Here is a 13,195-nt window from a genome sequence, read left to right on the forward strand (position 1 = left end):
TCCCTAGGTCCCGCAGCCGCTCGCGCCGATCAGCCGTGTGCACGCGGAACCATGCGTCGTAAACGTTTTCATGCTAACCGCCGAGCCGGTACCGGGATTCCCGACCTGACCGCGCTGCCGGTCACCGTCGTGCTCGGGGTGACGCACGGGCCGGGCGTGAAGGGGCTCGAGGGCGTGGCCATCGGCACCGCGCTGACCGCGATCCACCTGGTCGGCTCGGTCGTCGCGGTGGCGGCGCACGCGGTGCTGCGCGGGCAGGTGGCGGCGCACGCGGCCGACGCCGAGCTCGCCGCCGCGCCCGCCGCGGGCCACCCGGCCGCGGACTGACCCGCCGCCGGACCCCGGCCGTCGCGCTCCCCGGCTTTCGTGGGATATTGAAAGATCTCAGTGGTGTCGGTGGAAACGAGGTCCAACATGGTCGCCGAGCAGGAGGCAACGGCCGTCGGGACGACGCGCGAGCTGGAGCGCATGATGGCGGCGTTCCCGGACCTTCCGGTCGAGGCCGTGATCAAGCAGGACATCCTGCGGCAGGGTCTGGCCTTCAGCCCGGACGCGCTGCGGGTGGCCAGCGGGTACAAGCCGAAGGACTACTTCATCTTCACCTTCGACCTCGTGCCGGTGGCGGAGATGGCCAAGCACGCGAACTTCCGCGCGCCGGAGGAGATCCGGATGACCGGCGGGCCCTACGACCTGCGCCGGACCATCGTCTCGACCCGGGTCGCGCCGGACAGCCCGTACCGGGTGGAGCTGGACGAGGGCAGGCTGGCGCTGGTCTGCGAAGGCCGGCTGCTCGCCGAGGTGGAGTTCCCGCCGATCCCGGAGTACTACCGTCACACTCTCTCCTCCGGACGCAGCATCAGCCAGATCGCGCCGGCCATCGAATGGGGCTACCTCGTCTATCTGACGGTCTACCGGCTGTGCCAGTACTGGGGCCGGGACGAGGAGTGCCGCTTCTGCGACCTGAACGAGAACTTCCGCCAGCAGCGCGCGAACGGGCGTGAGTACACGCCGGTCAAGGAGCTCGACGACATCGTCGAGGCGATGACGCTGATCAACGAGCACGACACCGTCACCAAGGCCTACACGGTGACCGGCGGCTCGATCACCCGCAAGCTCGACGGCATGCGCGAGGGCGAGTTCTACGCCCGCTTCGCCGAGGCGATCGAGTCGCGCTTCCCGGGCCGCTGGATCCCCAAGGCCGTCGTCCAGGCGCTGCCGCTGGACGAGGTGAAGATGCTCTGGGACGCCGGGTACCGCATCTACCACCCGAACTACGAGGTCTGGGACCCCGAGCTGTTCAGCTGGATCTGCCCGGGCAAGGAGCGCTACGTAGGGCGCGACGCCTGGGTGCAGCGCATCCTGGACGCGGCCGAGGTGTTCGGGCCCAGCCACGTCATCCCCAACTTCGTCGGCGGCGTCGAGATGGCGCAACCGCACGGCTTCACCGACGTCGACCGGGCGATCGCCTCGACCGCCGAGGGCCTCGAGTTCTTCATGAGCCACGGCGTGGTCCCGCGCTTCACCACCTGGTGCCCGGAGCCGACGAGCAACCTCGGCCGCCAGGACGGGCCGCCGCTGGAGTACTTCATCAAGCTGCTGTACGTCTGGCGCGAGACGTTCGAGCGGCACAAGCTGCCGGTGCCGCCCGGGTACGGCAAGCCCGGCCCCGGCAACGCAGAGTTCTCGGTGAGCGCCTTCATGGACGTCATCCGGACGCCGTAAAACCGCTTTACCCCGCGTTCCCCGGCCGCGTAGGGTCGTCGCTGCACTGACCGCTCCCGGATGGAGACCCGCATGCGCCGACAGATCGACGTTCTTCACGGACCCGACCTGTCTCCCGCATCCCCGAGGACTCTCCATTTTGAGCAGTACCCTGAACATCGGCGTCCTGGCACACGTCGACGCCGGTAAGACCAGCCTGACCGAGCGCCTGCTGTTCCAGGCGGGCGCCATCGACCGCCTCGGCAGCGTCGACGGCGGCGACACCCAGACCGACTCGCTCGCGCTGGAGCGCCGGCGCGGCATCACCATCAAGTCCGCGGTGGTGGCGCTGACCGCCGCGGACGGGCCAGGCCCGCGTATCACTCTGGTCGACACGCCCGGGCACGCCGACTTCATCGCCGAGGTCGAGCGCGCTCTGCGGGCGCTCGACGGCGTCGTCCTTGTCGTCTCGGCGGTCGAGGGCGTGCAGGCGCAGACCCGCGTGCTCATGCGTACGATCGCCCGACTCGGCCTGCCGACCCTGATCTTCGCCAACAAGACCGACCGGGCCGGTGCCCGCGAGGAGTCGTTGCTGAGTGAGATCCGGGAGAAGCTGACGGACCGTGCCGTCGCTCTGACCACGGTCGAGGGGATCGGGACGGCCTCGGCGCGCACGTCGGGCCGTCCGCTGAACCGGCTCGGCGAGTTCCTGGCGGACGGAGACGACGCCTTCCTCGCCCGCTACCTGGACGACGCCGTCGCCTTCACCGACCTCGACTACCACGACGAGCTCGCCCGACAGGTGGCTGACGCCCGGGCGTACCCCGTCTACTTCGGGTCCGCGGCTACCGGCGCGGGCGTGGCGGAGCTCACCACAGCTATCAGGGAGCTGCTTCCGGCGCGGAGCCTGCGCCCGGACGGTCCGTTGCGGGGGACCGTTTTCAAGATCGACCGCGGACGTGCGGGGGAGAAGATCGCCTACGCCCGCCTCGACGGCGGCGCGCTGACGCCCTACCAGCACGTCTCCTACTTCCGCCGCGGCGGATCAGGCGCGGTCGAGGAGCGCGTCGGCCGTATCACCGCCGTGGAAGGGCGCGAGGCCGGCCAGGTCGCGCGGATCTCCGGGCTCAAGGACGTGCGGATCGGCGACCGGCTCGGGAACGCGGACGGACTGGCCTTGGACGGGTTCTTCGCGCCGCCGAGCTTGGAATCCGTGGTCACGCCGCGAGATCCGGGCCGGGCCGGGGCCCTGTTCTCCGCGCTGGAGCAGCTGGCCGAGGCCGACCCGTACATCGCCGTGAGACGGGATGACACCAGCCACGCGATCTACCTCCGCCTCTACGGCGAGGTGCAGAAGGAGGTCATCGAGACCACGCTGGCCGAGGAGTTCGGGATCGAGGTGGGCTTCAGCCCGTCCCGCACGATCTCCATCGAGCGGGTCGCCGGCGTCGGCTCCTGGGTCCAGGAACGACGCCCGGACGAGCGCATCTTCGACCTCGCGACCGTGGGCCTGCGCATCGAGCCGGGCGTGCCCGGCTCCGGCCTGGCCTACGGCCTCGAAGTCGAGCTCGGGGCCCTGCCGCTCTCCTTCCACACCGCGATCGAGGAGTCGGTCCGCAAGACCCTGCTCACCGGGCCGCACGGCTGGGAGATCACCGATTGCCGGGTCACCGTCACCGACACGGCGCAGTTCCCGACTTCCACCGCCGGACACTTCCGCACCATGGCCGCGCTCGCCCTGACCAAGGCGATCGCGGAGGCCGGAACAGTGGTCTGCGAACCGGTCAACCGCTTCGAGCTCGACTTCCCGGCCGACAGCGCGAGCCGGGTGCTCGCGCGCCTGATCGCCGCCCGCGCCGTGCCGGACGAGCCGAAGGCCGGGCGGTCGATCTGGCAGCTGACCGGCACCATCCCGGCGGCGAACGTCGCCGGGTTCGAGCAGGAGCTTCGAGGTCTGACACGCGGCGAGGGCGTGTTCCTCAGTGAGCTGGATTCGTATCGCCCGTGCTGAGATACGGGCTGTAGAGCACGGAGACGAACCGCTTGATGATCATCTCTCGCTCTCGCGGCTCGAGCACGTTCAGCAGATTGTTGATGGCGGCCATCGCCGGGCTTCCGGTCGGGGCGGGATCCCAGCCCGCGGCCGGAAGCAGCGAGGCGAAGGTGGCGTCGTCCATGCCGGCCAGGTCCAGCAGGCCGACCAGCTCCGCCAGTTCGGCCGGGGGCTTGGCAGGCCCCTGCGAACGCACCTCGTCCGCCGCCTCGGCCAGCACCGTCAGCATGCCTTCGACGCCGCGGGCGCTCACGCCGGTCAGCGTCACGTGCACGCTGGCCGGCAAGCCGTCCACCGCCATCTGCGGCTGCAGGAAGAAACCGCGCTCGCGGGAGCGGTCGGCGAGCTCGAACAGGTCGAGCGTGGAGGAGCCGATCGCCACGAGCGTCGCCTGCGGCTTGCCGAGTACTTCGAGCCCTTCGATCCGCTCGATTCCGGCGACGAGGCGGCGGGTCGCTTCCAGGGCTTCGCGTCCGAGTTCGCGGTACCCCTCTGCGCCGAGCGCCTGCAGCGTCGCCCACGCTCCGGCGAGCGGACCCGCGCCCTTGCTGCTCTGGACGGTGCTGTTGACGACGGGGTAGCCCGGCCACGACGCGCAGGCGTAGTACGCGGCCATGCGCATCGCCGTGTCGCGGAACAGCACGACGGAGGCGCCCTTCGGGGCGTAGCCGAACTTGTGCAGGTCGCAGGAGATCGAGGTGACGCCGGGGACGGACAGATCGAATGCGGGGATGTCTGCACCCGCCTCCGCCAGCCAAGGCAGCAGCCAGCCTCCGACGCACGCGTCGACGTGGCACGGTATCCCGCGCTCGGCGGCGAGCGACGCGATGGCCTCGACCGGATCGACGACACCCTGGGCGTAGGAGGGTGCTGATGCCACGATCAGGACCGTGTCATCGGTGCACGCCGCGGCCATCGCCTGCGGATCGGCCAGGAAGGTGGCGGGATCCACCGGCACGGTGTCGACGGCGACGCGCAGGTACGCACCCGCCTTGTGGAACGCGGCGTGGGCCGTCACCGGGATCACCATGCGCGGGTGCGCGATCTCGGGGCGGGCGTCGCGCGCGGCCTTGACCGCCAACATGATCGACTCCGTGCCGCCGCTGGTGAAGATGCCCGGCGTCGCCTCATCGCCGCCGAGCCGCGAGGCCACGGCCGCGACGACGGAACGCTCCAACGCGACGGTGCTCGGGAAGGCTGTCGGGTCGAGACTGTTGATCTCCAGCATCGCCAGGTACGCGCGTTCCGCTGCCTTGCGGACCTCCGGGCGGCCGGAGTCGTAGACGTAGGCGGTGACGTTCTCGCCGCGCGTGGGCAGGTCGTCGGCCTTGAGCGCGTCGAGTTCGGCGAGCAGCTCGGCGACGGGGCGGCCGGTGTCCGGAAAGCTGGGCACGGTCATGGGTGCAGTTCCTTTCGACGCCGTCCATAGGCGAGCAGCGCGGGCAGGGACACGAGCATCAGCACAGCGGGGATGAGGCTGAAGCCTGCGAGGAGTCCGGTGCGCGCGAGCGCGGTCTGGGCGACGGGGTGCTTCAGGGTGGAGGAGACGAAGCCGGTTGCGGCGAGCCCGAGGGCGTACGCGCCGGGGCCGAGCGCCAGCCCGGCCGTCTCCGCAGCGGTCCACAGGCCGGTGAACGCGCCGGACTGGGTGTGGCCGGTCCGGCCGGCGTCGGCGACGATCGTGTCAGGGAGCAGAGACAGCGGGAGCAATTGCAGTGCGGCGTAGCAGATTCCGAGCACGGCGCACAGCGCGAGGGTCCCCGGCACCTGCGCGGCGGCCGCGACCGGGCAGAGCGCGACTGCGCCGATCGCGTAGCCGGCGGTCGCGACGACCAGACAGCGCAGGCGGCCGTAGCGGCGCGCTGCCTTGTGCCACAAGGGAACCGCGACCGCACTCGGGGCGACGAGACAGACAAAGAGAGCTGATGTCAACCCATAGTTATCGAGCCGGTAGGTGGCGACGTACGGCGCGGCCGCGAGCATTACCGCAGTGCCGGCAGCCTGGATGACGAAGGCGGTCAGCAGCGCGAAGAACGACCGATTGCCGCGTGCCGCACGGAATGCGGCCGGCAGCGAGAGCGGCTCGGGGCCCGGACGCGAGGCGACCCAGCGCGTGCCACGTGCGGCGGTCACGAGGACGACCACCAGCACGGCGCCGACGACACCGCCCATCAGGGCGTAGCCGGTCCGGCCCTTGCCGGCGGCGTTGACGACGGCCGGCGCGAGGCCGCCGGCGACGAGGATCCCGATGGTCAGGCTCACGATGCGCCAGCCCATGATCCGCGTGCGCACGGCCGGATCCGGCGACATCTCGGTCGGCAGCGCTACATAAGGGACCTGAAAGAGCGCGTAGGTGCTGGCTGCGAGCACGAACGCGACGGTGATCCAGGCTACGGCGCCGGAGCCGGTCGCGGGGGACAGGAACATCAACGCGAACGCCGGTGGCAGCGCCAACGCGCCTGCGAGCAGCAACCGCGAGCGACGGCCGGAACGCACCGCCTCGCGGTCGCTCGCGGCTCCGACGTACGGGTTGAAGACGGCGTCCCAGGCCTTGGGGAGGGTGACGACGAGGCCTGCGACACCGGCCGGAACGGCGAGCGTGTCGGTCATGTAATAGAGCAGGAGCAGGCCGGGCACCGTGGAGAAAATGCCGGTGCCGACCGAGCCGACGCCGTAGGTCAGCAGGCGTCGGCGCGTCGGATCGGCCGCGGCCGTAGCGGGCGCCGTGTCTATGGACCCGCTCATGGCGCGCCGCCGAGACCGAGTTCTCGCAGCGCGAGGCCCACGAGATGCGCGCGGAACCGGTCCACGGCTTGCGCGTCGCCCGGGCCGCGTCGCACGCCGTCCTTGTCGAGGACGCCGGAGCAGCAGAACCCGTGCGTCATCCACAACACCGTCCAGACTGTCATCTCGACGTCCGTACGGGCGGCGACGTCGGGCAGTGCCCCTTCCACCGCCTCGCGGACCGCGTCGATCAGCGGCTTGGCGTATTCGGCCTCCGGGCCGATCACCTCGGCCGCGTCGGAGAGCCAGCGGCGCATCCACAGTGCCGGGACGTGCGCGTTGGCGAGACAGAAGTCGATGTACGCGCCGACGAGCGAGCGGACTGCTTCGGCGGCGTCCGCGGCGGCCGAAGAGTGGAACGCGGCCAGCGCGCCGGCGAGGTGCTGTGCCTCCGCGGCATACGCCCGGCGCATCACCTCCTGGTAGAGCTCCGCCTTGGAGCCCGCGTGGTAGGCGACGGTGGCGACGTTCAGCCCGACCTGGTTGGCGATCTGGCGGGTCGAGGTGCCGTCGTAGCCGTGTTCCGCGAACAGCGCGGTAGCTGCGGCGATGACGCGTTCCCGGCTGTCGTCGCTCGGCGGGGGTTGCTTCGGGTCGGGCATGGCGGGAACCCTAGCGCAGCGATCGCTCTCCAACAAGCGTTTGATGGAGAGCGATCGCCGCCAGGCCCACGCCCCTCCCGCGGCGGCTCAGGACTCGACGGCGTCCGGCGGGAACTCGGCCGGGAAGGGCTCGTCGAAGTCGGCCGAGCGGCTGACCTCGCGCCACTTGAGGTCGTCCTCGAGCAGCCGCCGGTCCAGCGCGATGGAGCTCTCGGCCGCGAAGGCGCCGAGCGGCAGGTGTTCGGGCAGGTCGGAGCGCTTGGCCACCTGCAGCAGGATCGCGGCTGCGCGTTCCGGGTCACCGGCCATGCCGCCCGAGTTCCGGCGGACACGGGTGTGCATGGCGCCGACGGTCTCGGCGTAGGCCTCCGGCACCTCGGCCACGTTCATCGACGAGCCCGCCCAGTCGGTGCGGATCCCGCTCGGCTCGACCACCAGGACCTTCACGCCGAACGGGGCGGTCTCGACGCGCAGGACGCGGCTGAAGCCGTCGATGGCGAACTTCGCGGCCTGGTAGGAGGCGACGCCGGGGGAGCCGCCGACGCGCCCGCCCATCGAGGAGATCTGGATGACCAGGCCGCCCTTCTGCTCGCGCAGCAGCGGAATCGCCGCCTTCGTGACGTTGTAGACGCCCCAGAAGTTGGTCTCGAACTGCTCGCGCACGTCGGCGTCCTCGGCGGTCTCGATCGGCGCGATGTTGGCGTAGCCGGCGTTGTTCACCAGCACGTCGATCCGGCCGAAGCGCTCGCGGGCCGCGGCCAGGGCGGCTCGCGCGGCGGCCGGGTCGGTCACGTCCAAGGCGAGCGGGAGGATCCGGTCGCCGAACTCGTCCACCAGCCCCTGGAGCTGCTCGGGCCGGCGGGCGGTGGCGGCGACGCGGTCGCCGGCGGCCAGAGCGGCGCGGACGAGGGCGCGGCCGAGGCCGCGGGAGGAGCCGGTGACGAACCAGGTCTGGGTCTGTGCGTTCTGTTCCATGCCTCTAGTGAAACACTGTTGCGTTAATAGTGCAACTCCGTTGCGCTACTCTTGGGGGCATGGACTCCGCGGACTTCCAGCGCGCCCGCTCGCCCGAGGCGAAGCGGCAGCGTGAGGCCGCCATCCTCGACGCCGCCCGGGCGCTGGCCGCCCGGCAGGGGATCCGGCAGATCACGCTCACCGACATCGCCGCCGAGGTGGGCATGCACAAGTCGGCGCTGCTGCGCTACTTCGAGACGCGGGAGGAGATCTTCCTGCGGCTGACCGCGGACGGCTGGCACGAGTGGACCCGCGACCTGGCCGCCCGTATCAGAGTCCTGCCGGATCCGGGCCCGGCCGCGGTGGCCGGCGCGTTCGCCGCGACGCTCGCCGCCCGCGGCATGTTCTGCGACCTGCTCGCGCAGGCGCCGCTGAACCTCGAGCGCAACGTCTCGATCGAGGCGGTCCGCGGCTTCAAGCTGGCCTCCTTCGACGCGCGCAAGGACCTGTTCGCCGCGCTCGGGGAGCGGCTGCCCGCGCTCGCCGCGGCCGACGCGCTCGACCTGATCGGCGCCGCCATCGCGCTGGCCGGGGCGTTCTGGCAGATCGCCACGCCCGGTCCCGAGGTCGCCCGGCTCTACCGCGAGGATCCGCGGCTCGCGCACGCCATCGTCGAGGTCGAACCGCGGCTCGCCCGGATCCTCACCGCGACGCTGGAGGGCATGCTGCACGGCGCGGCGCGCGGCTACTGCCCGGATGGGCCTTCCGGCTCCGCGGGCGCCTCCGGCTCGAGCGTGAAGTAGAACGTCGCGCCCTGCCCGGAAGTGCTCTCGGCCCACACCCGGCCGCCGTGCCGGGCGATCACCCGCTCGACCACGGCGAGCCCGATCCCGGTGCCCGGGAAGCGCGCGCCGTGCAGGCGCTGGAACGGGGCGAAGAGCTTGTCGGCGTACTGCATGTCGAAGCCGGTGCCGTTGTCCTGCACGTAGTACGCGCTCTCGCCGCGGCTGACCCGGATGCCGAGGCCGATCCGCCCGGGGGAGCGGTCGGCGGTGAACTTCCACGCGTTCGAGACCAGGTTCTGGATCGCCAGGCCGAGCAGCCGGGCATCGCCCACCACCGGCAGCGCGGCCACGTCGGCCTCGACCTCGCGCTCCGGCTCGGCCGCCCGCAGGTCGGCGAGCACGCCGCGGGCCAGCTCGCCGAGGTCGATCGGGCCGAGCTCCAGCTCGCTGCGCGCGACGTGGGAGAGGTCGAGCAGCGCGTCGATCGTGCCGGACATCCGCTCGGTCGCCCGCCGCACCCGGTCGAGGTAGTCCCGCCCGACCTGGTCGAGCTGGTCGGCGTGGTCCTCCAGCAGGATCTCGGAGAACCCGGACAGGGCGCGCAGCGGCGTGCGCAGATCGTGCGAGACCGAGTAGGTGAACGCGTCGATCTCCCGGGTCGAGGCCTCGAGGTCGGCGGTGCGCTCGCGCACCCGCTGCTCCAGGCCGGCCACCAGCCGGCGCACCTCGCCCTCGGCCCGCATCAGGTCCGTGATATCGGTGGAGATGCCGCAGACCGCGTAGATCCGGCCGGACCGGTCGGCCACCGGGTGGCGCACGGTGAAGTAGGTGTGCGGGCCGTCCACGTGGTTGACCGTGTCCTGCGTCTGCACCGGCGTGCCCTGGGTCAGGGCCTTGTGATCGTGGGCGAGCACGGTCTCCGGGTTGATGTCCGGGAACAGCTCCTGGTGCCGCCCGCCGAGCACCTGGCTGCGATCGGTGCCGAGCACCTGCTCGAACTCGCGGTTGACCAGCAGGTAGCGGCCCTCGGCGTCGCGCACGGCGACGATCGCGCCCATCTCGTCGACGATGTCGAGCAGTTCCGTGGCGTCCTCCGCGGACCGGCGGCAGAGCGAGCGCCAGGACGCCGCGAAGCGCACCGCGAACAGCGCGATGCCGCCCACCACGACCTGGCACACGTCCCCGACCAGGTCGTGCTCGGCCGAGGTGGCGGCCACGCCGGCCAGGGTGATCACCGTGATACCCACCGCCAGCACGGTCAGGCCGGTGCCGGAGACGCGGTCGCCCAGGTTGGCCAGCGAGCTTCCGATCGCGCGGGTCGGCCCCGCGTGCTCGTCCGCTCGCGCCACGCCCGCTCCCGTCGTCCACTCGCACGTTGGTGACCTGGGCAGCGTATAGGCGGGCGGCTGGGGTTGCGGCGACCGGCGCGCGGGAGTGCCCTCTAGGTGGGGGGTTTCGTGAGGGACGCCGGCGAGAGGCGGGAGCGTGCGATGGCGAGCGACTCGGAGGCCGCGCTGCGCGCCTACCGCCGCGAGACGCAGGCGGCCGCGTTCGACTGCATCGGGGAGCGCTACGACGAGGCCTTCCCGCACAAGGACGGGCAGATCGAGGCCGGGCGCTGGCTGGCCGCGCGGCTGGAGCCGGGCGCGGGGGTGCTGGACGCGGGCTGCGGCACCGGCGAGCCCACGGCCCGGCAGCTGGCCGAGGCGGGCACGCGGGTCCTCGGCATCGACATCTCCCCGGTGATGCTGGCGCTGGCCCGCGAGAACGTGCCGGAGGCGGAGTTCCGGGAGATGGACATCACCGACCTGGGGCCCGGGCTCGGCGAGTTCGACGCGGTGGTGGCCTTCTTCTCGCTGCTGATGCTGCCGCGGGCGCAGATCCCCGGCGCGCTGGCCGGGCTGCACCGGGTGCTGCGCAACGGCGGCCTGCTGGCCCTGGGCATGGTCGAGGCGGACGTGGACGACGTGCCGATCCCGTTCCTCGGCGTCTCCGTGCACGTCTCCGGGTTCTTCCTCGAGGATCTGCGCCGGCTCGCGGTGCGGACCGGATTCGAGATCCTCGAGGAGCACAGCCGGAAGTACGCGCCCAGTTCTCAGCAGGCCCTGCCGGAGATCCAGCAGTTCCTCTACTGCCGGAAGATGCCCTGACCCGGCGTCATGATCGTGAACGGGTCGTAGCGCTTCTTGAGTGCGGCGAAGCGGGGCCATTGCTTGCCGTACTGCCGGACCCAGTCCGCCTTCGTCAGGTTCGGGATCGAGCCGATCGGGTACTGCGTGGCGCCCACCGCCACGGCCGAGTCGTAGAGCGCGCGGTTGCGGGCGAGCGCCTGCTGCACCGTCAGCGCGTCCGTGTCGGGCGTGGCGGTGCGCAGCAGTGAGAACAGGAACACCAGGTCGGTGTCCGGCGTCCGCAGGAACGGCCTGGTCAGCTTGGCCTTGGGCACCGGGTAGAGCAGCACCAGGCCGCTGGCGCCGAGGTCGGTCGCGGTCAGGTTCGCGAGGACGCGCTGCATGTACGCGTCGACCTTGTCGTCCGGCAGCAGCAGGTTGATCCACGGGTGCGGGTCGAACCACTCGCCGGTCTGCTTGAGGAAGGCGACGGCCGGGGCGAGCTGGTTGATGAAGTCGGTGTAGGTGAAGTTCTGAATCTGCGGGGCCCCGACGAAGCTGAGGCCGGCCAGCACGGACGCGTCGTTCGGCGGATTCGCCGACTCGTAGTGGACCGCGCCCTCGAGCGCGTACGTCCAGCCGCTCGGGGCGACCGGGATCAGCTGGCCCTCGAGCCAGTTGAAGCGGCCGTCCGCCACGACCTTGCGCTGGGCGGCGGTGAACGCCGGCTCGGTCGGGTACGTCAGCGTGTACTGGCGCACCATCTGCGGGGCCGGTACCAGGTTGAGGGTCGCGGAGGTGATCACGCCGAACTGGCCGAGGCCGGCCAGCGCCGCGTCGAACAGGTCCGCGTTCCGGGTGGCCGAGCAGTTCACGATCGCGCCGGTGCCGGTCACCACCTCCAGCGACTTGACCGTGTCGACCTGGGCGCCGAAGTGCGAGCTGGCGCCGCCGAAGCCGCCGGCCGAGAGCGTGCCGCCGATGGAGAGCTCGATGTAGTCGGTGAAGACCGGCGGGGTGAGCCCGTCCGCCACGCTCGCCGTCAGCACGCTGTGCCACAGCGCGCCGGCCTGCGCGGTCGCGGTCTTGGCCGAGGCGTCCACGGTGATCTTGTCGAGGCTGCTCAGGTCGATCACCACGCCGGCCTTGACCTGTGCCTGGCCGTAGGTCTGGTGGCCCTGTCCGCGCGGCGCGACCGAGATGCCGAGCGGTCCGGCGAAGCGGATCAGGGTAGCGATGTCCCGGACCGAGCGGGGCAGCAGCACCGCGAGCGGGGTGCGGTGGATGATGTGGCCGAAGTCGTCCGCGTACGGGGCGAGATCGGCCGGCGGGAGCACCAGCTTGCCGTCGAGGTGGGGCAGCTTGGCGAACTGGTGCGCGGGGTCCGCCGTCGTGGCCCAGGCCTGGGTCGCCGGGTCGAACCCGGTCACGACGGCGGCACCGGCGAGGCTGAGCAGGAACGTGCGGCGAGAGGGCCCAGTGCCCATGAGAGGCCTCATTTCGTCAGTGGTCGTCCAACGGGGCGATGGCCTGACAGTAGAAGCCTCGGGGCCGGGCGTGGCGCTCCGACACGCGAGGCGCGGCGGCCCATTGGCGCACGGACGCTTGACGCCCGCGAGGCGGCTCAGCGTTCTTCGGACTTGGCCTGTTCCAGCTCCTTGATCAGCGCCTGCAGTTCCGAGCGCAGGAAGTCACGGGTGGTCAGATCGTTGACCGCCATGCGCAGCGAGGCCACTTCGCGCAGCAGGTACTCGGTGTTCGCCACGGACTGCTCGTCCCGGGCCCGGTCCTGCTCGTACTGCACCCGGTCCCGGTCCGTCTGCCGGTTCTGCGCCAGCAGGATCAGCGGCGCGGCGTAGGCGGCCTGGGTGGAGAAGGCGAGGTTGAGCAGGATGAAGGGGTAGGGGTCCCAGCGGATCGAGCGTGTGAACACCATGATGTTCAGGACAATCCACACGATCACGATGGCGGTCTGGATCACCAGGTACTGCGCGGTGCCGAAGTAGCGCGCCAGGTTCTCCGAGGCCTGGCCGAACTTCTCCGCGTTCACCGACGGGCGCACGCTGCGGCGCGGCCGCAGCGTCTTCGGCTGGTCCAGCCGCGGACCCTCACCCGGCTGCGGTCTGGACGCGGCCGTCCGCGGGGCCTTCTCGCGCTCGGCGCCCTGGTCCCGTTCGCGCTCTCGCTCACGCTCGGCCGGCATGC

Annotated in this window: 12 protein-coding genes; 5 read left to right on the forward strand and 7 right to left on the reverse strand. The window is 71.4% G+C overall.

Annotated features, from left to right (window positions below):
* Window positions 1-51 precede the first annotated feature (51 nt).
* From ACTRO_RS39970 to ACTRO_RS39980, 3 genes are all read left to right on the forward strand, one after another.
* Entirely contained in the window at window positions 52-327 is a 276-nt protein-coding gene (locus tag ACTRO_RS39970) for a hypothetical protein (RefSeq protein WP_157436709.1), read from the forward strand.
* 87 nt (window positions 328-414) lie between these two features.
* Window positions 415-1,722: a radical SAM protein gene (locus tag ACTRO_RS39975; protein WP_034271649.1), complete on the forward strand. Its 1,308-nt coding sequence runs from the start codon at window positions 415-417 to the stop codon at window positions 1,720-1,722.
* 139 nt (window positions 1,723-1,861) lie between these two features.
* Entirely contained in the window at window positions 1,862-3,712 is a 1,851-nt protein-coding gene (locus ACTRO_RS39980) for an elongation factor G (protein WP_034271652.1), read from the forward strand.
* Here ACTRO_RS39980 and ACTRO_RS39985 read toward each other — a convergent pair.
* From ACTRO_RS39985 to ACTRO_RS40000, 4 genes are all read right to left on the reverse strand, one after another.
* Window positions 3,681-5,153, reverse strand: a complete 1,473-nt coding sequence (locus ACTRO_RS39985; RefSeq protein ID WP_034271653.1) for a pyridoxal phosphate-dependent decarboxylase family protein — start codon at window positions 5,151-5,153, stop codon at window positions 3,681-3,683. The genes ACTRO_RS39980 and ACTRO_RS39985 overlap by 32 nt on opposite strands.
* Window positions 5,150-6,499: an MFS transporter gene (locus ACTRO_RS39990; protein ID WP_034271655.1), complete on the reverse strand. Its 1,350-nt coding sequence runs from the start codon at window positions 6,497-6,499 to the stop codon at window positions 5,150-5,152. The genes ACTRO_RS39985 and ACTRO_RS39990 overlap by 4 nt, the downstream gene beginning before the upstream one ends.
* Window positions 6,496-7,140 (reverse strand): TetR/AcrR family transcriptional regulator, encoded by a 645-nt coding sequence (locus tag ACTRO_RS39995; protein ID WP_034271656.1) that lies wholly within the window; start codon window positions 7,138-7,140, stop codon window positions 6,496-6,498. Before ACTRO_RS39995 ends, ACTRO_RS39990 begins: the two co-directional genes overlap by 4 nt.
* Before the next feature lie 87 nt (window positions 7,141-7,227).
* Window positions 7,228-8,115: an SDR family NAD(P)-dependent oxidoreductase gene (locus ACTRO_RS40000; protein ID WP_034271658.1), complete on the reverse strand. Its 888-nt coding sequence runs from the start codon at window positions 8,113-8,115 to the stop codon at window positions 7,228-7,230.
* 59 nt (window positions 8,116-8,174) lie between these two features.
* Between ACTRO_RS40000 and ACTRO_RS40005 the strand changes: the two genes are divergently transcribed.
* Window positions 8,175-8,897, forward strand: a complete 723-nt coding sequence (locus ACTRO_RS40005; RefSeq protein ID WP_063628156.1) for a TetR/AcrR family transcriptional regulator — start codon at window positions 8,175-8,177, stop codon at window positions 8,895-8,897.
* Here ACTRO_RS40005 and ACTRO_RS44595 read toward each other — a convergent pair.
* Entirely contained in the window at window positions 8,840-10,228 is a 1,389-nt protein-coding gene (locus ACTRO_RS44595) for a sensor histidine kinase (RefSeq protein WP_051452125.1), read from the reverse strand. The genes ACTRO_RS40005 and ACTRO_RS44595 overlap by 58 nt on opposite strands.
* 141 nt (window positions 10,229-10,369) lie before the next feature.
* Between ACTRO_RS44595 and ACTRO_RS40015 the strand changes: the two genes are divergently transcribed.
* Window positions 10,370-11,029 carry a class I SAM-dependent methyltransferase gene (locus ACTRO_RS40015; RefSeq protein ID WP_051452126.1) on the forward strand — a complete coding sequence of 220 codons (660 nt, stop codon included), beginning with the start codon at window positions 10,370-10,372 and terminating at the stop codon, window positions 11,027-11,029.
* Here the strand turns inward: ACTRO_RS40015 and ACTRO_RS40020 are convergent.
* Both ACTRO_RS40020 and ACTRO_RS40025 read right to left on the reverse strand, forming a co-directional pair.
* Window positions 11,008-12,477: an FAD-binding protein gene (locus ACTRO_RS40020; RefSeq protein WP_034271660.1), complete on the reverse strand. Its 1,470-nt coding sequence runs from the start codon at window positions 12,475-12,477 to the stop codon at window positions 11,008-11,010. The genes ACTRO_RS40015 and ACTRO_RS40020 overlap by 22 nt on opposite strands.
* A 137-nt stretch (window positions 12,478-12,614) precedes the next feature.
* Window positions 12,615-13,193 (reverse strand): DUF1003 domain-containing protein, encoded by a 579-nt coding sequence (locus ACTRO_RS40025; protein WP_084316897.1) that lies wholly within the window; start codon window positions 13,191-13,193, stop codon window positions 12,615-12,617.
* Between the last annotated feature and the right edge of the window lie 2 nt (window positions 13,194-13,195).

Origin of the sequence: Actinospica robiniae DSM 44927, assembly GCF_000504285.1 — a bacterium.
Taxonomy (GTDB): Bacteria; Actinomycetota; Actinomycetes; order Streptomycetales; family Catenulisporaceae; genus Actinospica; species Actinospica robiniae.